The organism is Pseudomonas sp. NY15372, assembly GCF_048068215.1.
GTDB classification, from domain to species: Bacteria; Pseudomonadota; Gammaproteobacteria; order Pseudomonadales; family Pseudomonadaceae; genus Aquipseudomonas; species Aquipseudomonas guariconensis_A.
The window spans coordinates 13776-36986 of the sequence record NZ_JBLUPY010000042.1 but is presented as its reverse complement, the minus strand read 5'-3'; the positions used below and the strand labels follow the sequence as shown (position 1 = coordinate 36986).

15 protein-coding genes are annotated in these 23211 nt (G+C 64.7%); 8 read left to right on the top strand and 7 right to left on the bottom strand.

Going from position 1 to position 23211, the window contains the following annotated elements:
• Window positions 1-298: 298 nt before the first annotated feature.
• Together ACNFG0_RS20350 and ACNFG0_RS20345 are read left to right on the top strand one after the other, a co-directional pair.
• Window positions 299-2083, top strand: coding sequence for a monovalent cation:proton antiporter-2 (CPA2) family protein (locus tag ACNFG0_RS20350; RefSeq protein ID WP_416766157.1), 1785 nt, complete (start codon window positions 299-301; stop codon window positions 2081-2083).
• A 515-nt stretch (window positions 2084-2598) separates the two neighbouring features.
• Window positions 2599-3510: a LysR substrate-binding domain-containing protein gene (locus ACNFG0_RS20345; RefSeq protein ID WP_416766155.1), complete on the top strand. Its 912-nt coding sequence runs from the start codon at window positions 2599-2601 to the stop codon at window positions 3508-3510.
• 99 nt (window positions 3511-3609) lie between these two features.
• On the opposite strand, the gene ACNFG0_RS20340 is transcribed toward ACNFG0_RS20345, so the two are convergent.
• Both ACNFG0_RS20340 and ycaC read right to left on the bottom strand, forming a co-directional pair.
• Entirely contained in the window at window positions 3610-5451 is a 1842-nt protein-coding gene (locus ACNFG0_RS20340; protein WP_416766159.1) for an amidohydrolase, read from the bottom strand.
• A gap of 361 nt (window positions 5452-5812) precedes the next feature.
• Window positions 5813-6442 carry an isochorismate family cysteine hydrolase YcaC gene (ycaC, locus tag ACNFG0_RS20335; RefSeq protein ID WP_043213448.1) on the bottom strand — a complete coding sequence of 210 codons (630 nt, stop codon included), beginning with the start codon at window positions 6440-6442 and terminating at the stop codon, window positions 5813-5815.
• Window positions 6443-6683: 241 nt separating this feature from the next.
• Here ycaC and ACNFG0_RS20330 point away from each other — a divergent pair, with 241 nt between their 5' ends.
• On the top strand, window positions 6684-8111 hold the full coding sequence (locus ACNFG0_RS20330; protein ID WP_196144638.1) for a mechanosensitive ion channel family protein: 1428 nt from the start codon (window positions 6684-6686) through the stop codon (window positions 8109-8111).
• A gap of 44 nt (window positions 8112-8155) precedes the next feature.
• Here the strand turns inward: ACNFG0_RS20330 and ACNFG0_RS20325 are convergent, their stop codons facing one another.
• Both ACNFG0_RS20325 and ACNFG0_RS20320 read right to left on the bottom strand, forming a co-directional pair.
• Complete coding sequence (locus tag ACNFG0_RS20325; RefSeq protein ID WP_196155534.1) at window positions 8156-9442, bottom strand: NAD(P)/FAD-dependent oxidoreductase; 1287 nt, start codon at window positions 9440-9442, stop codon at window positions 8156-8158.
• A gap of 160 nt (window positions 9443-9602) precedes the next feature.
• The gene (locus ACNFG0_RS20320) at window positions 9603-11093 is read right to left on the bottom strand and encodes an aldehyde dehydrogenase family protein (RefSeq protein WP_196144640.1); all 1491 of its coding nucleotides are present in this window, start codon (window positions 11091-11093) and stop codon (window positions 9603-9605) included.
• 135 nt (window positions 11094-11228) lie between these two features.
• Between ACNFG0_RS20320 and ACNFG0_RS20315 the strand changes: the two genes are divergently transcribed.
• Window positions 11229-12119 (top strand): LysR family transcriptional regulator, encoded by an 891-nt coding sequence (locus ACNFG0_RS20315; RefSeq protein WP_416766153.1) that lies wholly within the window; start codon window positions 11229-11231, stop codon window positions 12117-12119.
• Between the two features lie 177 nt (window positions 12120-12296).
• Window positions 12297-13682 (top strand): VOC family protein, encoded by a 1386-nt coding sequence (locus ACNFG0_RS20310; RefSeq protein ID WP_416766151.1) that lies wholly within the window; start codon window positions 12297-12299, stop codon window positions 13680-13682.
• 296 nt (window positions 13683-13978) lie between these two features.
• Here the strand turns inward: ACNFG0_RS20310 and ACNFG0_RS20305 are convergent, their stop codons facing one another.
• Window positions 13979-14947, bottom strand: coding sequence for a LysR substrate-binding domain-containing protein (locus ACNFG0_RS20305; RefSeq protein WP_196144643.1), 969 nt, complete (start codon window positions 14945-14947; stop codon window positions 13979-13981).
• A 157-nt stretch (window positions 14948-15104) separates the two neighbouring features.
• On the opposite strand from ACNFG0_RS20305, the gene ACNFG0_RS20300 reads away from it, so the two are divergent.
• Window positions 15105-16493 carry a NorM family multidrug efflux MATE transporter gene (locus ACNFG0_RS20300; RefSeq protein ID WP_196155536.1) on the top strand — a complete coding sequence of 463 codons (1389 nt, stop codon included), beginning with the start codon at window positions 15105-15107 and terminating at the stop codon, window positions 16491-16493.
• A gap of 92 nt (window positions 16494-16585) precedes the next feature.
• Here the strand turns inward: ACNFG0_RS20300 and ACNFG0_RS20295 are convergent, their stop codons facing one another.
• Window positions 16586-18250 (bottom strand): putative bifunctional diguanylate cyclase/phosphodiesterase, encoded by a 1665-nt coding sequence (locus ACNFG0_RS20295; protein ID WP_416766149.1) that lies wholly within the window; start codon window positions 18248-18250, stop codon window positions 16586-16588.
• Between the two features lie 250 nt (window positions 18251-18500).
• Here ACNFG0_RS20295 and rep point away from each other — a divergent pair, with 250 nt between their 5' ends.
• Together rep and xpt are read left to right on the top strand one after the other, a co-directional pair.
• The gene (rep, locus tag ACNFG0_RS20290) at window positions 18501-20510 is read left to right on the top strand and encodes a DNA helicase Rep (RefSeq protein WP_070572124.1); all 2010 of its coding nucleotides are present in this window, start codon (window positions 18501-18503) and stop codon (window positions 20508-20510) included.
• 71 nt (window positions 20511-20581) lie between these two features.
• Window positions 20582-21154, top strand: a complete 573-nt coding sequence (gene xpt / locus ACNFG0_RS20285; RefSeq protein ID WP_084855360.1) for a xanthine phosphoribosyltransferase — start codon at window positions 20582-20584, stop codon at window positions 21152-21154.
• 117 nt (window positions 21155-21271) lie between these two features.
• On the opposite strand, the gene ACNFG0_RS20280 is transcribed toward xpt, so the two are convergent.
• On the bottom strand, window positions 21272-23134 hold the full coding sequence (locus ACNFG0_RS20280) for an acetyl-CoA hydrolase/transferase C-terminal domain-containing protein (protein WP_416766146.1): 1863 nt from the start codon (window positions 23132-23134) through the stop codon (window positions 21272-21274).
• Between the last annotated feature and the right edge of the window lie 77 nt (window positions 23135-23211).

The following is a 23211-nucleotide window of genomic DNA, read 5'->3' as shown; positions in this document are numbered from 1 at the left end:
CAAGCAAGGGCTTCGCCCTTGATCGCGGGACAAGCCCGCTCCCACAGGGTGTGGTTGGCGCTGCACCAGTGGGAGCCGGCTTGCCCACAACCATAGAATCTCCCACAGAGGTACATTGTTCTCTGCGCGACAGCGCAGCCCGGAATGGCTGGGTGATCTCCCACAGGGGTCGCAAAGGTATCGCCAACAGAACGATTCTTCCCGAAACAACCGGATTGTCCTGCCCACTCACCAAGACGAAAATGCTCGCCTCTGCTAACCCTTGCGTAACCCTTACGCAGCTCAAGGAGCCCGAGCAATGCCCCACGAAGGCAGCCTTCTACAAACCGCGGTGATCTTCCTGCTTGCCGCCGTACTTGCCGTCCCCCTGGCCAAGCGTCTGCAACTGGGTGCAGTGATCGGCTACCTGCTCGCTGGCGTGGCCATCGGCCCCCAGGCTCTGGGCCTGATTCGCGATACCGAAAGCGTCGCGCACATTTCCGAGTTGGGCGTGGTATTGCTGCTGTTCATCATCGGCCTGGAGCTGTCGCCAAAACGCCTGTGGCTGATGCGCAAATCGGTGTTCGGTGTCGGCACCGCCCAGGTGTTGCTGACCGGCACCGCCATCGGCGCCATCGCCCTGTTCGGCTTCGGCCAGTCGCTGCCGGCAGCGGTCGTGCTCGGCCTGGGCCTGGCGTTGTCGTCCACCGCCCTGGGCTTGCAGAGCCTGGCTGAAACCAAGCAGCTCAATGCCCCGCACGGTCGTCTGGCGTTCGCCATCCTGCTGATGCAGGACATCGCGGCGATCCCGCTCATCGCCCTCGTCCCCCTGCTGGCCGCCAGCGGCCCGGACACCAGCCAGGGCGATAGCCTGGAGCATGGCCTGAAGGTGTTCGCCAGCATCGCCATCGTCATCGTCGGTGGCCGTTACCTGCTACGCCCGGTGTTCCGCACCGTAGCCCGCACAGGCATCCCTGAGGTTTCCACCGCCACCGCCCTGCTGGTCGTGATCGGCACCGCCTGGCTGATGGAGCAGGCGGGCATTTCCATGGCCCTGGGCGCCTTCCTTGCCGGCCTGCTGCTGGCGGACTCCGAATACCGCCACGAGCTGGAGTCGCAGATCGAGCCTTTCAAAGGGCTGCTGCTGGGGCTGTTCTTCATCAGCGTAGGCATGGGTGCCAACCTGAGCTTGCTGCTGGAGATGCCCTTCGTGCTGCTGGGCCTGACCCTGCTCCTGATCGCAGTGAAGTTGGCGCTGCTGATCGGCGTCGGCCGCGTCGCCGGCCTGAGCGGCACCAGCGCCCTGCGCCTGGGCATGGTGCTGGCAGCGGGGGGCGAGTTCGCCTTCGTGGTCTTCAAGCTAGGCAAGGACCAGGGCCTGTTCGACACCCAGACCTACGACCTGCTGCTGATGACCATCACCCTGTCGATGGCCATAACGCCCTTGCTGATGCTCGGTTGCGCCCGCGCCCTCAAGCGCCCGCAAGCCACGCGTGAGGTGCCCGAGCAGTACAAGCAGATCCAGACCGACACGCCACGGGTGGTGATCGTCGGCATGGGCCGCATGGGTCAGATCGTTTCGCGCATCCTGCGTGCCCAGAAAATCCCTTTTATCGCCCTGGAAACGTCAGTGGACGCCATCGAGATGACCCGCATGTTCGAGCAGGCCCCGGTGTTCTACGGCGACCCGCTGCGCCCTGAAGTGCTGCATGCGGCCAAGGTCGGCGAGGCGGAGTATTTCGTCATCACCACCGACGACCCTGAGGTCACCACCCGCACGGCAGAACGGGTCAAGCGCTTGTACCCACACCTGAAAGTGCTGGCCCGCGCGCGTAACCGCCAGCATGTGCACAAGCTCGTGGACGCGGGTGCCGAGCCGATCCGCGAGACGTTCTACTCCAGCCTGGAGATGAGCCGTCGGGCATTAGTGGGGCTGGGCTTGAGCGACGAGCAGGCGGCCGACCGGATCGAACGGTTTACCCAGCACGACGAAGAAGTGCTGGTGGCCCAAGGGCAGGTACGCGATGACCGAGCCAAGGTGATGCAGACGGCCAAGGAGGCGCGGGTGGAGTTGGAGCGGTTGTTTGAGTCGGATGCCGATTGAGGCCTTGTAGCGTATGCCTTGAGAGTTGTAGCGATTCCGAGGTCGAGCGCCGTGCGCGCGGCGCTCGATCTTATAAGCGCTACCTCCTTCAAGGTGGTCACCTGATTGCTGAACAAGCATCGCCACGGGGCGCTGCTCTACAAGCGATACACTTTTCTGCCGAGCAAAGAAAAGGGCCACTGTCACCAGTAGCCCTGTGTTCGTGCTTGATATTCATATACACACCCTCAAGCCGGGGGTGTGGAGGTCTCACCCGACGCTGATGATTCAGCCATCGACGGGGTTCCTACGCCAGCTAAAGCCGCTGAATGGCAACTGGTTTCGCGCTCGTGTGAAACGCTAGCAGCTGCCCTGCTCAAGTCGTCCATCAAGGTTACTTGATATGACTTACCCTGCAGTCAACGCGTTATAGCCGACCGCTCTGTTTATGACGGATTGTTTTGTACTATCTGTGCCGACCCTTTCGCGGCCGCGAAGGGGCCAACCCAGGCAGCCAAGCATCCGGAGACCGATCATTGGAAGACCTCAATTCCCTCTACTACTTCACCCAGGTAGTCGAGCACGGCGGCTTCGCCCCGGCGGGCCGGGCGCTGGACATTCCCAAGTCCAAGCTCAGCCGGCGCATCGCCGACCTGGAAGAGCGTCTGGGCGTGCGGCTGCTGCATCGCACCAGCCGCCACTGCTCGCTCACCGAGATCGGCCAGGCCTACTACAACCGTTGCCTGGCCATGCGCGTGGAGGCCGAAGGGGCGGCGGAGATCATCGAGCGCAACCGCAGCGAACCGCGCGGGCTGGTGCGCATCAGTTGCCCGACCACCCTGCTCAATTCCTGGGTCGGGCCGATGCTGACCCGCTACATGATCAAGTATCCGCAGGTGGAACTGTTCATCGAGAGCACCAATCGCCGTGTCGACCTATTGCACGAGGGCTTCGACATCGCCTTGCGGGTGCGCTTCCCGCCGCTGGAAAACACCGACATGGTGATGAAGGTGCTGAGCAACAGCACCCAGTGCCTGGTCGGCCAACCGCAGTTCCTGAACGGGCTGCCCAAAGGCTTCGACCCACTGATGCTCGGCCAGCTGCCGAGCCTGCACTGGGGCAGCGCCCAGCGTGAATACCGCTGGGAGCTGTTCCACGGCGAGGACACTAGTCGCAGCCTCGTCATCCCCCATACGCCCCGCGTGGTCACCGACGACCTGTTCGCCCTGCGCCATTTCGTGGTGGCCGGGGTAGGTATCGCGCACTTGCCGCGGGTGGCGGTGCGCGACGATCTGGCCGCGGGCCGGTTGGTGGAGTTGGTCCCAGGTTGGCACCCGCGTTGCGGTATCGTGCATGCGATCTTCCCTTCGCGACGGGGGTTGCTGCCGTCGGTACGGGCGTTGATCGATCATTTGGCCGAGGAGTTCGCCATCAGCGACATGGCTTGATAGCGAAAGTGCGAAGCCGCCTCGGCCGGTTTGCGGTGTCGTCCTGGGGCTGCGTTGCAGCCCCTTCGCGGCGCCGCTCCTACGGAGGAGTGTGCGCACTCAGAACGCGAAGCATGAGCAACCCAGTGCGCCCCAGAAGCCTTGGAAGTCGTTCACCGGTACATTCGAATGACGCGCCTTCTCATGGCTGTGTGCATGCACCCCGCAAGGGCCGACGCACTGGTGGGCCACCGCCCCTAACGATGGCGTACCGACTCGCCAATGCCCCGGCACCTTGGTCACCGGCGACCACTCCGGCAACACCGGCACTTGTGGCGGGCCGAGCCTGTCGAATTCCGCCGTGCCATACACCACCTTGCCATCGACGATGGTCAGCACCGACTCGATCCCCTTGATCGCTTCTTCCTCGACGCTGAAGAAGTCCAGCGACAGCGTCGCCAGGTCGGCCAGCTGGCCCACTTTGATCTGGCCTTTCTTGCCCTGCTCGCTGGAGAACCAGGCACTGCCCTGGGTGAACAGCTGCAGCGCGGTATCGCGGCTCAGGCCTTGCGGGTATAGCGCCATGCCGCCGACCGTCTTGCCGCTGACCAGCCAGTACAGCGAGGTCCACGGGTTGTAGCTTGACACGCGGGTGGCGTCGGTACCGGCGCCCACCGGTACGCCCATGTCGAGCATGCGCTTGATCGGCGGAGTCTGTTCGGCGGCTTTCGCACCGTAGCGGTCGACGAAATACTCACCCTGGAAGGCCATGCGGTCCTGGATGGCGATACCTCCGCCCAGTGCCCGCACACGCTCGATATTCTGTGGGGTGATGGTCTCGGCGTGGTCGAAGAACCACGGCAGCCCATTGAACGGGATGTCGCGGTTGACCTTCTCGAAGACGTCGAGCATGCGCGAGATCGACTCGTTGTAGGTGGCATGCAGGCGGAACGGCCAGCGCTGCTCCACCAGATGGCGCACCACCGGTTCGAGCTCTTGTTCCATGGTTTGCGGCAGGTCAGGACGCGGCTCGAGGAAGTCTTCGAAGTCAGCAGCCGAGAACACCAGCATTTCGCCGGCGCCGTTGTGGCGTAGGAAGTCGTTGCCGCCATGGAGCTTGACGCTTGAGGTCCAGCTCTTGAAGTCGGCCAGTTCCTGCTTGGGCTTCTGGGTAAACAGGTTGTAGGCGATGCGCACGGTCAGCTGGTCGTTGTCGGCCAGCTCCTGGATCACCTGGTAGTCGTCCGGGTAGTTCTGGTAGCCGCCGCCGGCATCGATGGCGCTGGTCAGGCCCAGGCGGTTGAGCTCGCGCATGAACTGGCGGGTGGAGTTGACCTGGTATTCCAGCGGCAGCTTCGGCCCCTTGGCCAGGGTGGCGTAGAGAATCATGGCGTTCGGGCGGGCAATGAGCATGCCGGTCGGGTTGCCGAACTTGTCGCGCTGGATCTCACCACCCGGCGGATTGGGGGTGTCCTTGGTGTACCCCACAGCCTTGAGGGCGGCACGGTTGAGTAGCGCGCGGTCGTAGAGGTGCAGCAGGAACACCGGAGTGTCGGGCGCAGCCTGGTTGATTTCGTCCAGGGTCGGCATGCGTTTTTCGGCGAACTGGAATTCGTTCCAGCCACCGACCACACGCACCCATTGTGGAGTGGGTGTGCGCGCGGCCTGGTCCTTGAGCATGCGCAGGGCATCGGCTACCGACGGCACGCCTTCCCAGCGCAGCTCCAGGTTGTAGTTCAGGCCACCGCGGATCAGGTGCAGGTGCGAGTCGTTCAAGCCGGGGATCACCGTGCGCTGCCTGAGGTCGATAAGCTGGGTGCTGGCGCCCTTGTGGGCCATGGCCTCGGCGTCGCTGCCCACGGCGATGAAACGGCCGTCCTTGATGGCGACGGCGGTCGCGGTCGGCTTCTCGCGGTCAACGGTATGCAGTTTGCCGTTGAACAGAACCAGGTCGGCCGTCATGACGCCTCCTTGGGTAGATGCGTGAGCGGAACCGGCGGCGCCGGTGAAGGGCAATGCGGACCAGAGCGCGCCCGCGGCACCGAGTACGGTGCTGGCGGCGATGAACTGGCGACGGGTCGTGTCGTTGCGGTCCTTGGACATGGGCTTCTCCGTCTGGGTGGCAGGCACAACTGGGGCGCATGCCGGTTGGGGCTGATCAGGGCCTGGGTAGACGTGCGGTGGGTTGTGAAAGGTTAGCCCTGTTGGAGGTTCGTGCTGCCTGCCATGGCCTTCGCCCTTGATCGCGGGGCAAGCCCGCTCCCACAGATACGGCGGTGGTCGAAGGCCATGGCGCCGGTATCCGACGCCATGGCGAGGAGGTTTACTTACCGGCAGTCAGGGTGCTGTAGCTGGTCATCAGGTTGCGGTAGTCCGGGATGTGGTTGGAGAACAGGGTACCCAGGCCTTCGATGTCGTTGCGCCAGTCGCGGTGCAGCTCACAGGCCACGCCGAACCAGGTCATCAGCTGCGCACCGGCCGCTTCCATCCGGCGCCAGGCGGCGTCGCGGGTCATTTCGTTGAAGGTGCCGGAGGCATCGGTGACCACGAACACCTCGAACTCCTCCTCCAGGGCCGACAGCGCTGGGAAGGCCACGCACACTTCGGTCACGACACCGGCGATGATCAGCTGCTTCTTGCCGGTGGCTTTCACCGCCTTGACGAAATCTTCGTTATCCCAGGCGTTGATCTGGCCTGGGCGGGCGATGTAAGGGGCATCGGGGAACTGCGCCTTGAGCTCGGGCACCAGCGGGCCGTTGGGGCCTTGCTCGAAGCTGGTGGTGAGGATGGTCGGCAGGTTGAAGTACTTGGCCAGGTCAGCCAGGGCGAGCACGTTATTCTTGAAGCGGTCCGGCTCGATGTCACGTACCAGCGAGAGCAGGCCAGCCTGGTGGTCGACCAGCAGAACGGCGGCGTTGTTCTTGTCCAGACGGTTGTAGGTGAATTTGCTCATGGTCTGTGTTCCTTCAAGTAGTGAGTAGGGGTGTTGCCTTGACTGCATGGACACAGATTAAAAGCACCACCTTTGCAGCACTAGATGGCGAAAATTGGCTCATGCGTTCTATTTTTAGAACGCGATCTCGGGGCGAGCCCGCTCCCACAGAGCTACCGCCTCCTACCCTCTAGATCCTGGTTGCCGGCGCCAGCGCCCTGCTCTTTACTACCTTTCGATCCTTTTCCTCACCGAGACCAAAATGCTGGCCTTCATCCAGTCCTCACCGTTGCTGCTCGGCGCCTGTCTTGTCTTTCTGGACCTGCTGCTGTGGCAGTTGATCCCGACCGAGCGCCGGGTCGGTCGTATCACCGTCCGGCTGATGATCTTCCTGCTGTTCAGTTGGGTTCTGCTGACGGCAGGCTTGAGCCCCTTGCAACCGCCGCCCTGGGCAGAGGACGTGCCTCGCAACCTGATAGCCACCGCGCTGGAGATCGCCTGGTGGCTGTTCTTCGCGCGCACGGTGGCGGTGGTGTTCGGCCTGCTGTTGATCGCCCGCGGCGGCCACGGCGGGCGCTTGCTGCAGGACGTGCTTGGGGCGCTGATCTTCGTGGCAGCGGTGATCGCAGCGGCGGCCTATGTGTTGCAACTGCCGGTCAAAGGCCTGCTGGCGACGTCAGGGGTCATGGCCATCGTCATCGGCCTGGCGTTGCAGAGCACCTTGGCGGACGTGTTCTCCGGCATCGTGCTCAACACAACGCGGCCCTATCAGATCGGTGATGCGATCTCCATCGATGGCACCGAGGGCAAGGTGCTGGACATCGACTGGCGAGCCACACGCCTGCTCACCGGCAACGGCAGCCTGGCCGTGGTGCCGAACTCGGTGGTGGCCAAGGCCAAGCTGCTCAACTTCAGTCGTCCAGCGGACGTGCATGGGGTATCGATCAGTGTGGTGGTGCCGGCCAAAGTGCGTCCCAAGCGGGTATTCGATGCCCTGGAGAAGGCCCTGCAAGGCACCAGTGCGTTGCTCAGCAGCCCCTCGCCCAAGGTGACGGTCAAGACCTCGACCCTGGAATCGGTGGAATACGAAGCCAGCGGCTTCGTCGCCAGCATGGCGCGCAAGACCGAGGTGCGTAACCAGCTGTTCGACCTGGCCCACCGCCACCTGGAGGCCAGCGGCGTGATGTGGAACGTCGACCTTGCCCTGCCACCGCGTAGCCGCCAGCGCGACCTGCTGGACGAGGTGCGAGTGTTCCGCTCGTTGACCAGTGATGAGCGCGATGCCCTGAGCCAGCGCATGACCGCCGTGGAATACCTGGCTGACCAGGTGATCCTCGGCGTGGGCGAGCAGTCCGACCATTTACTGGTGATTGGCAGCGGCGTGGTCTCGGCGTCGATCCGCGATGGCGAACGGCTGGTCGAAGCCGGGCGCATGGGGCCAGGCGAGGTGCTGGGGATCGAGGGGCTCATCGACGATGAGGACTCCTTCGCCGAGTTCCGCACGCTCACCGGTTGCCTGCTCTATCGCATCGACAAGGAACAGGTACGCAGCTGCCTGGTCCAGCGTGGCGAGGTGCAATCGGCGCTGACCAAGCTGCAGCGGTTCCGCCGCCAGAGCCGAGAGTCTCTGTTGCTGCAGAAGCCGCCGCAGGTCAAGAAAGGCGGGTTCCTCAGCTGGTTGCACAAGTAAGCCTCGACGCGCCCGTTGTAGGAGCGGCCTGCCTGCATCGGTAGTTAGAGGACTACCCGCAAGCACTGGCCTGCGTGGTACAGCGAGAACCCGGACTCATAGAACGCGGTACGCAACGAAGGCGCACTTACCGGCTTCATGGGCGAGAACGGGATCGGCAGGCTGTCCGGGTCGTCCTTGAGCAGGAATTCGGCGAAGGCCCGGCCGATCACCGTGCCGGTGGTGTTGCCGCGACCGTTGTAGCCGGTCACCGCCACCAGCCCAGGGGCCGGCTCGAACAGGCGCATCAAGTGGTCGGGGGTGAAGTCGATGCAACCGGTCCAATGCATCTCCCATTCGACCTTGCCCAGCTCCGGGTAGTAATGGCTTTGGATGCGGTCGGCCCAACTGCGCACGAACCAGGCTGGCTTGTTGTCGACCCGCCCCAGGCTGCCCAGCAACAGGCGGCCCTGGTCGTCGCGACGGATGCTGCTGAGTACGGTGCGGGTATCCCAGGAGCCCTGGCCGTGAGGCAGGACCTTGTCCGCCGCAGCGCCTTGCAAGGGCTTGGACGCGACCTGGTAGTAGTAGCCGCGGAAGAAGTGCTTCTGCAGGTTGCTCCACTCGCCTTCGGTGTATGCGCCGGTGGAAATCACCACCTTGTCGGCACGCACCGAGCCGCGGGCGGTGTTCACCCGCCAGCCATCACCGTCGCGCTCCAGGCCCTGGACGGAGGACTGTTGGAACAATCGGCCGCCCAAGCGCACCACGGCGGCGGCCAGGCCTTGGGTGTACCCCATGGGGTTGATGGTGCCGGCGCGGCGGTCGAGCAGCGCGGCGGAAATCTTGTCGGTGCCGCAATATTCCTGGCAACGCGCGCCGGTCAACAGCTCGACATCGGCGCCGCGCCGGCTCCACTGGGCATGGCGGGCCTCCAGGTCAGCGATGCCGGTGGCGTTGTGCGCCATGTGCAGGGTGCCCTTGTGCTGGGCCTGGCAGTCGATGCCCAGGCGCTCGATCATGGCGAACACCTCCGCCGGGGCCTCGCCGAGCACCTTGTTCAGGCGGCTGCCCTGTTGCAGGCCGAGGGTCGCCTCGACGTCGTCGGGGCGGATCCAGGTGCCGGCGTTGACCAGGCCGACGTTGCGCCCGGAGCCACCGTGGCCGATCTTCCAGGCCTCGAGCAGGATCACCGACTTGCCTTGCTCGAGCAGGTGGATCGCCGCCGACAGGCCCGTGATGCCACCGCCGATCACGCAGACATCGGCCTTGTGCTCACCGGCCAGGGCCTGGGTGGCGACGGTTGGTTTGGTGGCGAACTCCCACAGACATTCTTGACGCAGTTCGGACATGGCCCGGCTCCAGCAATGTTGTTCTTGTTGGGGCCGCGTTGCGACCCATCACGGCACAAGCCCGCTCCTACGTGGATCGCGCCGCCAATGGCCCGCAGCGCAATCCCTGTAGAAGCGGCCTTGTGCCGCGAACCGGGGGCAAAGCCCCCGCCTGCGATCGTCAGTCGAACACGATCCCCTGCGCCAGCGGCAGCTCGCGCGAGTAGTTCACGGTGTTGGTCTGGCGACGCATATAACCCTTCCAGGCATCGGAGCCGGACTCACGGCCACCGCCGGTTTCCTTCTCGCCGCCGAACGCACCGCCGATCTCCGCACCGCTGGTGCCGATGTTGACGTTGGCGATGCCGCAGTCGCTGCCCGAGGCGCTCTGGAAGCGTTCGGCCTCGCGAATGTCGGTGGTGAAGATGCATGAGGACAGGCCTTGGGGCACTTCGTTGTTCAGGCGCAGGGCCTCTTCGAAGTCGTCATAGGCCAGCACGTAGAGGATCGGGGCGAAGGTCTCGTGGCGCACCACGTCGCTCTGGCCCGGCATCTCGGCGATGGCCGGCGAAACGTAGTAGGCGTTCGGGTATTCGCTGGCCAGCTGGCGCTCGCCGCCGAACACCTGGCCGCCTTCGTCACGGGCCTTGGCCAGTGCGCCTTGCATGGCATCGAAGGACTGCTTGTCGATCAGCGGGCCGACCAGGTTGTCCTTGCGTGGGTCACCGATGCGAACCTTGCCGTACGCGGCTTTGACGCGAGCGACCACTTCGTCCTTGATGGAGCGGTGCACGATCAGGCGGCGCAGGGTGGTGCAGCGCTGGCCGGCGGTACCGACTGCCGAGAACAGGATGCCGCGCACGGCCAGGTCCAGGTCGGCGCTCGGGGCCAGGATCATGGCGTTGTTGCCACCCAGCTCGAGGATGCTGCGCCCGAAGCGGGCCGCGACGCGCGGGCCGACTTCACGACCCATGCGGGTGCTGCCTGTGGCGCTCACCAGCGGTACGCGCGGGTCGTCCACCAGGGCTTCGCCGGCTTCACGGCCGCCGATCACCAGCTGGCTCAGGCCTTGCGGTGCATCGCCGAAGGCGTTCAGGGCTTTTTCGAACAGTGCCTGGCAAGCCAGGGCGGTCAGCGGCGTCTTCTCGGACGGCTTCCATACCACGGCGTTGCCGCACACCAGCGCCAGCGCGGTGTTCCAGGCCCAAACGGCAACCGGGAAGTTGAAGGCGCTGATGACGCCCACCACACCCAGCGGGTGCCAGGATTCACGCATGTGGTGGCCCGGGCGCTCGGAGGCGATAGTCAGGCCGTACAGTTGGCGCGACAGGCCAACGGCGAAGTCGCAGATGTCGATCATTTCCTGGACTTCGCCCAGGCCTTCCTGGGTGATCTTGCCGGCCTCGATGGACACCAGCTCACCCAGCTCGGCTTTGTGCGCACGCAGCACTTCGCCAAACAGGCGCACCAGCTCGCCGCGACGCGGGGCTGGCACGTTGCGCCAGGCCTCGAAGGCTTTTTGCGCCTGGTCGATGCGTGCGGTGGTCTCGGCCTTGCCGAGCAGCTTCACCGAGGCGATCTGGCTGCCATCGATCGGCGTGTGAACAGGGTAGTCACCCTGGGTGTAAGCCTCGGCGGCAACGCCGAGGCGCTCGAGCAATCCAGCGACCATGTGCTTCTCCTACAGAAGGTGGAGGTTGAAAACCTGATGTGGATCAGTATTAATCCGATGACACTGGCGCAACAAACGACCTTTATTCCGCATATCATTCCGTCAGGTAATGACCAAACCGCCGTAGAGACCGCTATGTCCAAACGCCTGGTGCCATCGATGACTGCCCTACAGTGCTTCGAGGCCGCTGCCCGTCACCTGAGCTTCACCCGTGCCGCCGAGGAACTGCACCTGACCCAGAGCGCAGTCAGCAAGCAGGTCTCGCAGCTCGAGGAAATGCTCCGCCACCACCTGTTCCTGCGCATTCGCCGGCGCCTGCAATTGACGCCCGCGGGCTCGCTGTACTTGGCCGAGGTCAACAAGATCCTCACCCAGGTGGACATGTCCAGCCGCTACGTCCTGACCTACGGCGAGCAGACCGAAGTCTTGAAGGTAGCCACCCAGCCGAGTTTCGGCGTGCGTTGGTTGATCCCGCACTTGAAGGGGTTCGGCAAGCGCCACCCTAACATCCACCTCGACATCCGCAATGAGATGGAGCCGTTCGCCCTGCTCCAGGGCTCGGCCGATGCGGTGTTCTTCTATGGCCAGGGAACCTGGCCGGGCGCCACCTGCGTGGAACTGTTCGGCGAGGAGGTGGTGCCGGTATGCGCACCTGAGCTATTGCAAGGACGGGCCTTGCACGATGCTGGCGAAGTGGCCGAGCTGGTGCTGCTGCAAAGCACCTCGCGGCCAGAGGCCTGGCATGAATGGTTTCTGGAGCAGCGCCTGCACACCGACAACAGCTACCACGGGCCGCGCTTCGATACGTTCTACATGGCGCTGAGCGCAGCCCAGGCCGGTTGTGGCGTGGCCCTGGTGCCGCGCTACCTGGTGACCCGAGAATTGGCCGAGGGCAGCCTGGTGGTGGCCTGGGACCATGCGATGAAAAGCCCAGGTGCCCATTACCTGGCCTTTGCCGAGCATGCGGCGGAAGTGCCGAAGGTGCGGGCATTGGTGGAGTGGGTTCGGGAGCAATTGCAGGGCTGACTGTTATCGAGCCCGCTTTGCGGGCCGTCGCGGGGCAAGCCCGCGCCTACAGGCATGGCGCAACACTCGCGATCATCAATCGCAAAAGGAATGACACCTGCACTTTTTTTCGCTTGTGAGGAAAGTGCATTCCCCGCTTTCATGTACGGGTATCCACTCACCTCCAGGAAGCTAGCGATGCCCGCCCATGATTTCGTCAGCCCCGACAGCATCCGCGCGCAGTTCTCTGCCGCCATGTCGCTCATGTACAAACAGGAAGTGCCCCTGTATGGCACGCTGCTGGAGCTGGTGAGCGAAATCAACCAGCAGGTGATGACCCAGCAGCCCACGGTCGCCGAGGCCCTGCGCTGGACCGGCGAGATCGAGCGCCTCGACCAGGAGCGCCATGGCGCCATTCGCGTCGGTACCGCCGAGGAGCTGGCGACCATCGCCCGGCTGTTCGCGGTGATGGGCATGGAGCCGGTGGGCTACTACGACCTGAGCTCGGCCGGCGTGCCGGTGCACTCCACCGCCTTCCGCGCCGTGCATGAGCAGTCGTTGCACATCAGCCCATTCCGGGTGTTCACCTCCCTGCTGCGCCTGGAGCTTATCGACAACCCGCAACTGCGCGAGTTGGCCCAGGGCATCCTGGCCAAGCGCAAGATCTTCACCCCGCGCGCCTTGGAATTGATCGCCCAATGCGAGCGCGACGGTGGCCTGGGCGCTGCCGACGCCGAAGCCTTCGTCCAGGAAGCGCTGCACACCTTCCGCTGGCACCAGGACGCCACGGTGACCGCCGAGCAATACCAGCAGTTGCACGACCAGCATCGCCTGATCGCCGATGTGGTGGCCTTCAAAGGCCCACACATCAACCACTTGACCCCACGCACCCTGGACATCGACGCCATCCAGCTGGGCATGCCGGCCAAAGGCATCCCGCCCAAAGCAGTGGTCGAAGGCCCGCCCACCCGCCGCCATCCGATCCTGCTGCGCCAGACCAGCTTCAAGGCCCTGCAGGAAAAGGTCGCCTTCAGCGATGCGCAAGGCAGCCATACCGCGCGCTTCGGCGAGATCGAACAGCGTGGCGCGGCGCTGACACCCAAGGGCCGTCAGCTCTACGACCGCCTGCTCGATGCCACCCGCGCCGCCCTGGACGGCGTACCGGCCGAGGCCAATGCCGAGCGCTACCGAGCGCTGCTGGCCGAGCACTTCGCCGAGTTTCCGGATGACTTGGCGCAGATGCGCGAGCAAGGGCTTGCGTACTTCCGTTACTTCGCGACCGAGAAGGGCCTGGCGGCACGCGATCAGCAGGGGCGCCCAACCACCTTGCAGGGCTTGATCGATGCCGGCCATGTGCATTTCGAAGCGTTGGTGTACGAGGACTTCCTGCCCGTGAGCGCGGCGGGGATCTTCCAGTCCAACCTGGGCGACGAGGCCCAGGCCGACTATGGCAGCAATGCCAACCGCGAGGCCTTCGAGGCGGCACTGCAGATGAAGGTGCAGGATGAACTGGCCTTGTATGCTCAGAGCGAGCAGCGGTCGCTGCAGGCCTGTGCACAGGCGCTGAGCCTGGGCGCGTTGTAACGCTTCAGATCGCTATCGCGGGACAAGCCCGCTCCCACAGAGGGTCAGCACTGGCCGTTTGTTCTGTGCTCGACAGCGCAGCCCAAAGGGCTGGGTGACCTCCCGCAACAAGCGTACACAGGGCCTGTGGGAGCGGGCTTGCCCCGCGATTGGGCCGGGCCCGCTATCACCGCCGCCAAGCAAGGGCTTCGCCCTTGATCGCGGGACAAGCCCGCTCCCACAGGGTGTGGTTGGCGCTGCACCAGTGGGAGCCGGCTTGCCCACAACCATAGAATCTCCCACAGGCTCACCACTGTTCACGAGAACTGTGCGCTTGCTGTTGGAGCGGGCTTGTCCCGCGATTGGCCCTCGAGAATCCTGACATCCGGCAGGTTCATCGCCGCAGCCTCTTCCTGCAGGAATGCGCTCAACCGGCGCAACCGCTCTCCCCCAGGCCGCGTCCGTGGCCACACCAGGTAGTAGTCCATGCCACTGGGCACCGCCGTCGGCCAGGGCAGGCTCAACCGCCCCTGGGCGACATCCTCGGCGACCATCAGCAAGTCCCCCATGGAAATGCCATAGCCACGCGCCGCCGCGATCATGCCCAGCTCCAGGGTATCGAACACCTGCCCGCCCTTGAGCGAAACCTTGTCGGTAAGCCCCATGCGGGTTAGCCAGGCGCGCCAATCGCGTTTATCAGGCGTTGGGTGCAACAGCTCGATACCCGCTAACCGCCGTTCGTCCCAGGGCCCGTCCTTGAGCAGGTCGGGCGCGCCCACCGGGATCAACAACTCCGAGAACAGCCGCCGCACTTCCCAGTCGGACGGGAACGCCCCGTCGCTGAGCAACACCGCACAATCGAAGGGCTCCTGGTTGAAGTCCACATGATCCACATCCATCCAGGCACTGGTCAGCTGCACTTCGTTGCCCGGTTGCTGGTGGCGGAACTGGCTCAGGCGCGACAACAACCAACGCATGGTCAGGGTCGAAGGGGCCTTCATGCGCAGCATGTCGTCCTCGCCTCGCAAGGTATCGCAGGCCCGTTCCAGCGCGCTGAAGCCGTCGCGCACGCCAGGCAGCAACATCCGCGCCGCCTCGGTGAGCTGCAGGCTGCGCCCATTGCGCACGAACAGGCGGCAGGCGAAGTGCTCTTCCAGGGTGCGGATGTGCCGGCTGACTGCGCTCTGGGTGATGGAGAGTTCCTCGCCAGCCCGGGTGAACGAGCTCAGCCGGGCAGCGGCTTCGAATGCGCGCAACGCATACAGCGGGGGAAGCTGACGGGACATTTCGCACCTACCCTGCGGGAACACCAATGGTATGCAACGGATCATACATACATGAGTTCAACTCATGCCAACGATCGCTTTTATCCTTTTGTGCAAAGTTGACCGAAGCCTCAGAATCGACGCTTCGCTCAACAGCTCCCGGAAAAAGGACACCTCCATGCACGTCGCGCCCACCACCGAACTCAAGGCTCTGCTGCGCCTGGCCGGCCCGCTGATCGCCTCGCAGTTGGCGCACATGCTGATGGTGCTGACCGACACCCTGATGATGGCCCGCATCAGCCCCCAGGCCCTGGCCGGTGGCGGCCTGGGCGCGGCCAGCTATTCGTTCGTGTCGATTTTCTGCCTGGGCGTGATCGCTGCGGTCGGCACGCTGGTCGCCATTCGCCAGGGCGCAGGCGACGTGCCTGGCGCGACCCGGCTGGCGCAGAACGGGTTGTGGCTGGCCTGGGGTTTGGCCCTGGGGGCAGGGCTGGTGCTGTGGAACCTGGAACCGGCCCTGCTGCTGTTCGGCCAGAAACCCGAAAACGTCGCCTCGGCCATGGAATTCCTCACCCTGCTGCCACTGGCACTGCCCGGCTACCTGACGTTCATGGCCTTGCGCGGCTTCACCAGCGCCCTGGGCCGTTCGACGCCGGTAATGGTCATCAGCCTGGTGGGCACGGTGCTCAACTACCTGTTCAACCACGCCTTGATCGAAGGCATGTTCGGCTTGCCCAAGCTGGGGCTGATGGGCATCGGCCTGGTCACCGCCGTGGTATCCATGGGCATGGCCATCGCCTTGGCGCTGTACATCCGCTGGCACAAGGCCTATACCGACTACCCGCTGCGCAAGGGCCTGTCGCGGCCGTCGCTGCCGGCACTGCGCGAGCTGTGGCGCCTGGGCCTGCCGATCGGCGGCACCTACATGGTGGAAGTCGGCCTGTTCGCCTTCGCCGCCCTGTGCATGGGGGTGCTGGGCAGCACGGAGCTGGCGGCGCACCAGATCGCCCTGCAGATCGTCTCTACTGCATTCATGGTGCCGACCGGGCTTTCCTATGCCGTGACCATGCGCGTGGGCTTGTATTACGGCGCCGGCAACCTGTTGGCCGCGCGCAGCGCCGGGCGGGTGGGGATCGGCTTCGGGGCGATGATCATGTTCGCCTTCGCGGCGCTGTTCTGGCTGCTGCCTGAGGCGCTGGTAGCGTTGTTCATCGACCGGAACGACCCAGCCTTCGCGGCGATCTTCCAGCTGGCCGTCAGCCTGTTGATGGTGGCGGCCTGGTTCGAGCTGTTCGACGGCATGCAGACCATCGCCATGGGCTCGATCCGTGGCCTGAAGGACGCCAAGACCACCTTCCTCATCGGCCTGTGCTGCTACTGGCTGGTGGGCGCGCCCAGCGCCTGGCTGTTCACTTTCACCCTCGGCGGTGGTGCGGTGGGCGTGTGGTGGGGCCTGGCATTGGGCCTGGCCTGTGCGGCGGTGGCGCTGACCGTCGGCTTCGAGTGGCGGACCAAGCGGATGCTGGGCAAGGCGAGCAAGGCCGACAGGGTGGTAGTGTCGGTTTGACTGCCGGGGCCGCGGTACGGCCCTTTCGCGGCACAAGGCGGCTCCTACATGGATCACCGCCGGTCCTGGTGGCCGGCGGCGCAGCCCTCCCCTTATACGCTCACGAGCTGCGGCTTGGCCGCTTGTTGCAGGTAGTCCGTCAACTCGCCCACCGGCAACGGCTTGCTGACCAGATAACCTTGTACCTGGTCGCAGCCGAACCCGCGCAGCAATGCCATCTGCTCCTCGGTCTCGACCCCTTCGGCCACCACCTCCAGGTTGAGGTTGTGCGCCAGGTTGATCATGGCGTGCACCAGCTTGCGGTTTTCCTCGCGCAGCTCCATGCCGCCGACGAAGCTGCGATCGACCTTGAGCAAGGTGATCGGCAGGCTGTTCAGGTGCACGAACGATGAAAAACCCGTGCCGAAGTCATCCAGCGAGAACCGCACCCCCAGGCGCCCCAGGGCGTCCATGGTCTGCTGAACCAGCTCGTTGCGGCGCATCACCGCGGTCTCGGTGAGTTCGAATTCCAGCCAACGGGCATCGACCCCATGCTCGATGATCAGGCGGCTCAGGGTGGCCAGCAGCTGGCTGTCCTGGAACTGCCGGAAACTCAGGTTCACCGCCATGTGCAACGGTGCCAGGCCACTTTCGCCCAGGGCCTGCATATCGCGCAGGGCGCGGGAGATCACCCAGTAGCCCAAGGGCACGATCAGGCCGCTCTGCTCGGCCAGGGGCACGAATTCGTTCGGTGGCAACAGCCCGCGCTCGGCGTGGCGCCAGCGCACCAGGGCCTCGAGCCCGACGATCCGCCCGTCGGCAAGGCTCAGCCGCGGCTGGTAGTGCAACTCCAGCTCGTCGCGGCGCAGCGCCCGGCGCAGCTCGCCTTCGAGGTCGGCGAGGCTGCGGGCGTTGCGGTTGATCCGTTCATTGAACACATGGAAGGTGCAGCCTTGGCTGCCCTTGGCCTGGCGCATGGCGATGTGGGCATGCCACATCAGCGGGTCGGCGCCGGCCTGGGCGCGGGCATGGGCCAGGCCCAGGCTGCAGCCGAGCAGCAGGCTTTCGCCGTCGATCCAGTAGGGCTCGGCCAACGCCTCGACGATGCGTTCGGCCACCCATTCGGCGCGGTTGGCATCGCGCCGGGTGTCGATCAGCAGGGCGAACTCGTCGCTGCCCAGGCGAGCCAACTGGTCACCGGCTTCCAACTGCTGCTTCAGGCGCGCCACCACCTGCAAGATCAGTCGGTCGCCGCCTTGATGGCCAAGGGCGTCGTTGACGTGACGGAAGTTGTCCAGGTCCAGATGGCCAAGGGCTACGCCACGGCCGTCGTTCTGCGCCAGGCGCGCGGTCAGCAGGGCCTGGAAGCCCTGGCGGTTGGCGATGCCGGTCAGTGGGTCCTGCTCGGCCAGGCGCTGCAGCGTAGCCACCAACACACCACGCTCGCGGACATGTCGCAGGGAGCGACGCAGGGCATCGCTGTTCAGTTGCTCGCGCACCAGCCAGTCGCTGACCGCCGCCGGCGGCGTTTCGGGCTCGTCGTCGAGCAGCAGGATGGTCGGCAGCTCGCAGCGGCCCGGTGCGGGCTGCAGGGCCGGCGTCGCCAGCACCACTGCCTGGTGGTCATGGGTGAACAGGCTGTCGACCGACTCCCAGTTCGGTGCGGTCAGCAATACCGCGCTGCCCGCCAACGGCTGCACGCACTCGCGCAGCAGGGCGGCCCATTCCGGCTCATCGGCCAACAGCAGCAAACGCAACGGTTCGACAGGCGTGGACAAGCGGGCTCCTTAGGCTTGAACGGTAGAATGGCGAGCGCAGACATCCCACCCCGTGGGCAGAAATGATTTTTACTCCAGGTGCCATTCCCTGGCCAGCACCCCGACACAATTTGTCGTGCATCCTGCGCGAAACCGACGAAAGCGGCAAATCTGATTCATGCCCTGCGTCACACTGTCAGACGGTCGCGCCACAACCGCCCCATGCCTGCTAGAATGCGCGGCTATTTTCTGGTGACCCCCGGTTTCTAGCATGTCCCGACTCAATCCCCGGCAACAAGAAGCCTGTGACTACGTCGGCGGCCCTCTATTGGTGCTCGCCGGTGCAGGCTCCGGCAAGACCAGCGTGATCACACGCAAGATCGCCCACCTCATCCAGAACTGCGGCATCCGTGCCCAGTACATCGTGGCCATGACCTTCACCAACAAGGCGGCGCGCGAGATGAAGGAGCGGGTCGGCACCCTGCTGCGCCCCGGCGAAGGCCGCGGCCTGACCGTGTGCACCTTCCACAACCTGGGCCTGAACATCATCCGCAAGGAGCATGAGCGCCTGGGCTACAAGCCTGGCTTCTCGATCTTCGACGAGACCGACATCAAGGCATTGCTGTCGGACATCATGCAGAAGGAATACTCCGGCGACGACGGCATCGACGAGATCAAGAACATGATCGGTGCCTGGAAGAACGACCTGATCCTGCCGGCCGAGGCCCTGGAAAAGGCGCGCAACCCGCGCGAGCAGACCGCCGCCATCGTCTACACCCACTACCAGCGTACGCTCAAGGCGTTCAACGCGGTGGACTTCGACGACCTCATCCTGCTGCCGGTGAAGCTGTTCGAGGAGCACAAGGACGTTCTGGAGCGCTGGCAGAACCGCGTGCGCTACCTGCTGGTGGACGAATACCAGGACACCAACGCCAGCCAGTACCTCTTGGTGAAGATGCTGATCGGCATGCGCAACCAGTTCACCGTGGTGGGCGACGACGACCAGTCGATCTATGCCTGGCGCGGCGCTCGCCCGGAAAACCTCATGCTGCTCAAGGAGGACTACCCCTCCCTGAAGGTGGTGATGCTGGAGCAGAACTACCGCTCCACCAGCCGCATCCTGCGCTGCGCCAACGTGCTGATCGCCAACAACCCCCACGCCTTCGAAAAGCAGCTGTGGAGCGAGATGGGCGTCGGTGACGAGATCCGTGTCATCCGCTGCAAGAACGAGGAAGCCGAGGCCGAGCGCGTGGCCATGGAAATCCTCACCCTGCACCTGCGCACCAACCGCCCCTACAGCGACTTCGCCATCCTCTACCGGGGCAACTACCAGGCCAAGCTGATCGAGCTCAAGCTCCAGCACCACCAGGTGCCCTACCGCCTTTCCGGCGGCAACAGCTTCTTCGGTCGCCAGGAGGTCAAGGACCTCATGGCCTACCTGCGCCTGCTGGTCAACCCGGACGACGACAACGCCTACCTGCGGGTGATCAACGTGCCACGCCGGGAGATCGGCTCCACGACCCTGGAAAAGCTCGGCAACTATGCTACCGAACGTGGCGTGTCGATGTACGCCGCCAGCGAGGAGCTGGGCCTGGGCGAACACCTCGATGCCCGCTATACCGAGCGTCTGCAGCGCTTCAAGCACTGGCTCGACGGGGTGCGCCAGCGCGTGGCCCTGGAGGACCCGATCGCCGCTCTGCACGACATGGTCCGCGATATCGACTACGAAAACTGGATCCGCCAGAACACCGCCAGCGACAAGGCGGCAGAGTTTCGCATCAGCAACGTCTGGTTCCTGATCGATGCCCTGAAGAACACCCTCGAGAAGGACGAAGAGGGTGACATGACCATCGAGGACGCCATCGGCAAGCTGGTGCTGCGCGACATGCTCGAGCGCCAGCAGGAAGAGGAAGAAAACGCCGAAGGTGTGCAGATGATGACCTTGCATGCCTCCAAGGGCCTGGAATTCCCTTACGTGTTCATCATGGGCATGGAGGAGGAAATCCTCCCGCACCGCTCCAGCATCGAGGCCGACACCATCGAGGAAGAGCGGCGCCTGGCCTACGTGGGCATCACCCGCGCGCGCCAGACCCTGGCTTTCACCTTCGCCGCCAAGCGCAAGCAGTACGGCGAGATCATCGACTGCACGCCCAGCCGGTTCCTCGACGAACTGCCGCCGGACGACCTGGCCTGGGAAGGCCTGGACGATGCGCCGGTCGAAGTGAAGGCCGCTCGCGGCAATAACGCACTGGCCGACATCCGGGCAATGCTCAGACGCTGACCAACCCTTACTCTCTAACCTTTGTCGCGGCCTTGGCTGCGGCCACCTTTGCTACATCGAGGAATACCACAGTGGAAGCACTGCAGCAGAAGATTCGCGAAGAAGGCATCGTGCTTTCCGACCAGGTTCTCAAAGTCGACGCGTTTCTCAACCATCAGATCGACCCGGCGCTGATGCAGCTGATCGGCGACGAGTTCGCCCGCCTGTTCGCCGATTCGGGCGTGACCAAGATCGTCACCATCGAAGCGTCGGGCATCGCCCCGGCGGTGATGACCGGCCTGAAGCTGGGCGTGCCGGTGATCTTCGCCCGCAAGCACCAGTCGCTGACCCTGACCGAGAACCTGCTGACCGCCTCGGTGTACTCGTTCACCAAGCAGACCGAGAACACCGTGGCCATCTCGCCGCGTCATCTCAACAGCAGCGACCGTGTGCTGGTGATCGACGACTTCCTGGCCAACGGCAAGGCCTCCCAGGCGCTGATCTCGATCATCAAGCAGGCCGGTGCCACCGTTGCGGGCCTGGGCATCGTGATCGAGAAGTCGTTCCAAGGCGGCCGTGCCGAGCTGGATCGCCAGGGCTATCGCGTCGAGTCCCTGGCGCGGGTGAAGTCGCTGGAAGGTGGCGTGGTCACGTTCATCGAGTGATGGCCCTCGGGGCCGCTATGCGGCCCTTTCGCGGCACAAGGCCGCTCCTACAGAAGATCGCGTTCCCTGTAGGAGCAGCCTTGGGCCGCGAAAGGGCTGCACAGCAGCCCCGGCCATTCATCCGGTTGCCGCCAACCCCGCCAGCAACAGCCGCTGGTACAACTCTTCCTTGAGCCCCTGCGGCTGCTCCAGCCCCATGCGCACCAATTGCGCCGCGTAGGCCTCGGGCGCGGGCGCATCCAGCGCTGCCTTGCCCAGTTCCAGCACCTCGCTCAGCTTGAACTTGCTCTTGAGCCAATTCAGCGCCCGCAGCAAATCCCGTTCTTCGGCCGTGAAATCGCACCCCAGCGGATATTCCGGGAACAGTCGCCCATGCTGCTCGCGAATCGCCTCCAGGCGCTCGGGCGTGTTGTCGGTGAAGCGCGCATCCAGCTGGAAATCTTTCGGCAGCTTGCCCGCTGCCTTGGCCTGTTCCATCAACTGCGGTTGGAAGCGTGAGTCGCTGATCGCAAGCAACCTGGCGATCACCTCGCTGTCGGTCTGCCCGCGCACGTCGGCGATGCCGTACTCGGTCACCACGATATCGCGCAGGTGCCGGGGGATGGTGCAGTGACCGTAGGTCCAGAACAGGTTGGAGGTCACCTCGCCGCCCGCCTCGCGCCAGCTGCGCAGCAACAAGATCGAGCGCCCGCCGTCCAAGGCATGGCCCTGGGCGACGAAGTTGTATTGCCCGCCTACGCCGCTGAGCACCCGGCCGTCCTCGAGCTGGTCGGCCACGCCCGCCCCTAGCAAGGTCATGCCGAACACCGTGTTGACGAAACGGGCGTCTCGGCGCTGGCGGCGCTTGAGCGTTTCCTGGCCATACAGCTCGTTGATGAAGCCGATGCCGGTCATGGCGAAACGCCCGCGCTGCTCGAGGGACATCTCCCGCAAGCGCTGGTAGAACGCCTGCGGGCCCAGGAAGAAACCGCCGTGCACCAGTACCCCGCGCTCATCGGCCGGGCGCCGGATCACCCCTGCCTCGACCAGCGCCAGCAGGCCATTGACGAACATTTCGCTGCAACCGTAGAGCCCCTCGGCGAAAGCGTCCTGGCCCCCTTCCCGGTCGATCAAGGCCTGCCAAGGGGCAACGTCCAGCGCCTGGAGCACCGCACGGTAACCGGCGTTGTCGCCCTGTCGGGCCAGTAGCGCCGCAGCGACGGCATCGCCCATGGCACCGATGCCGATCTGCAAGGTGCCGCCATCGCGCACCAAGGCACTGGCATACAAGCCGATGCAGTGGTCCTGGGTCGATACCGGCATGTTCGGCGTGGAGAACAACCGGCGCTGCTCGGGCGCGTCGATCAACAGGTCGAAGTCATCCTCGCCGAGCTCGGCATCGCCAGGCATGTAGGGCAGCTCGGTGTGCGCCTGGCCGAGCAGCAGGATGGTTTCGCCCGCGGCGCGGCGCCGGGCCAGCATCGGCAACAGGTCGAGGGTGATGTCCGGGTTGCAGGCCAGGCTGAGCTGGCCGGGGCGCTCGGGCGAGGCGGCCACCAGTTGGGCGACCAAGTTCAGGCCCTTGGCGTTGATGTCGCGCGCCGCATGGCTGTAGTTGCTGCTGACGTAGTCCTGCTGCGCCGCTTGGCTGTGCAGCAGGCTGCCCGGCTGCAGGAAGAACTGCTCGATGCGGATGTTCGCAGGCAGGGTGTCATTGCGCAGGTCGGCGAGGTAGTCGAGCTCTTCGTAGTCGGCGAAGACCCGCTCCACGAACGGCTCGAGGAAGCGCCGCTGCAGGCCATCGCCCAGCGACGGGCGGCCGAGGCTGAGGGCGGTGTAGATCGTCAGCTGGCGCTCGGGGCATTCGCGTATCCGGGCGTAGAGCGCATTGACGAAGGCATTGGGCTTGCCCAGGCCCAGCGGCAGGCCCATGTGGATGTGGTTGGGCAGGCGGGCGAGGACCTGTTCTACCGCCTGGTCGATGGAAACGCATTGCGCCATCTGGGCCTCCTGTGAACATCCGTGCATGCAGAGATTAGACATGGCTTTGGACAGGCTGCTGAACATGCCGGCCCAAT

Coding starts and splice junctions, on each gene's coding strand:
- ACNFG0_RS20350 (WP_416766157.1), top strand. CDS start 299: ATGCCCCACGAAGGCAGCCTTCTACAAACCGCGGTGATCTTCCTGCTT.
- ACNFG0_RS20340 (WP_416766159.1), bottom strand. CDS start 5,451: ATGACGGCCGACCTGGTTCTGTTCAACGGCAAACTGCATACCGTTGAC.
- ycaC (WP_043213448.1), bottom strand. CDS start 6,442: ATGAGCAAATTCACCTACAACCGTCTGGACAAGAACAACGCCGCCGTT.
- ACNFG0_RS20330 (WP_196144638.1), top strand. CDS start 6,684: ATGCTGGCCTTCATCCAGTCCTCACCGTTGCTGCTCGGCGCCTGTCTT.
- ACNFG0_RS20325 (WP_196155534.1), bottom strand. CDS start 9,442: ATGTCCGAACTGCGTCAAGAATGTCTGTGGGAGTTCGCCACCAAACCA.
- ACNFG0_RS20320 (WP_196144640.1), bottom strand. CDS start 11,093: ATGGTCGCTGGATTGCTCGAGCGCCTCGGCGTTGCCGCCGAGGCTTAC.
- ACNFG0_RS20315 (WP_416766153.1), top strand. CDS start 11,229: ATGTCCAAACGCCTGGTGCCATCGATGACTGCCCTACAGTGCTTCGAG.
- ACNFG0_RS20310 (WP_416766151.1), top strand. CDS start 12,297: ATGCCCGCCCATGATTTCGTCAGCCCCGACAGCATCCGCGCGCAGTTC.
- ACNFG0_RS20305 (WP_196144643.1), bottom strand. CDS start 14,947: ATGTCCCGTCAGCTTCCCCCGCTGTATGCGTTGCGCGCATTCGAAGCC.
- ACNFG0_RS20300 (WP_196155536.1), top strand. CDS start 15,105: ATGCACGTCGCGCCCACCACCGAACTCAAGGCTCTGCTGCGCCTGGCC.
- rep (WP_070572124.1), top strand. CDS start 18,501: ATGTCCCGACTCAATCCCCGGCAACAAGAAGCCTGTGACTACGTCGGC.
- ACNFG0_RS20280 (WP_416766146.1), bottom strand. CDS start 23,134: ATGGCGCAATGCGTTTCCATCGACCAGGCGGTAGAACAGGTCCTCGCC.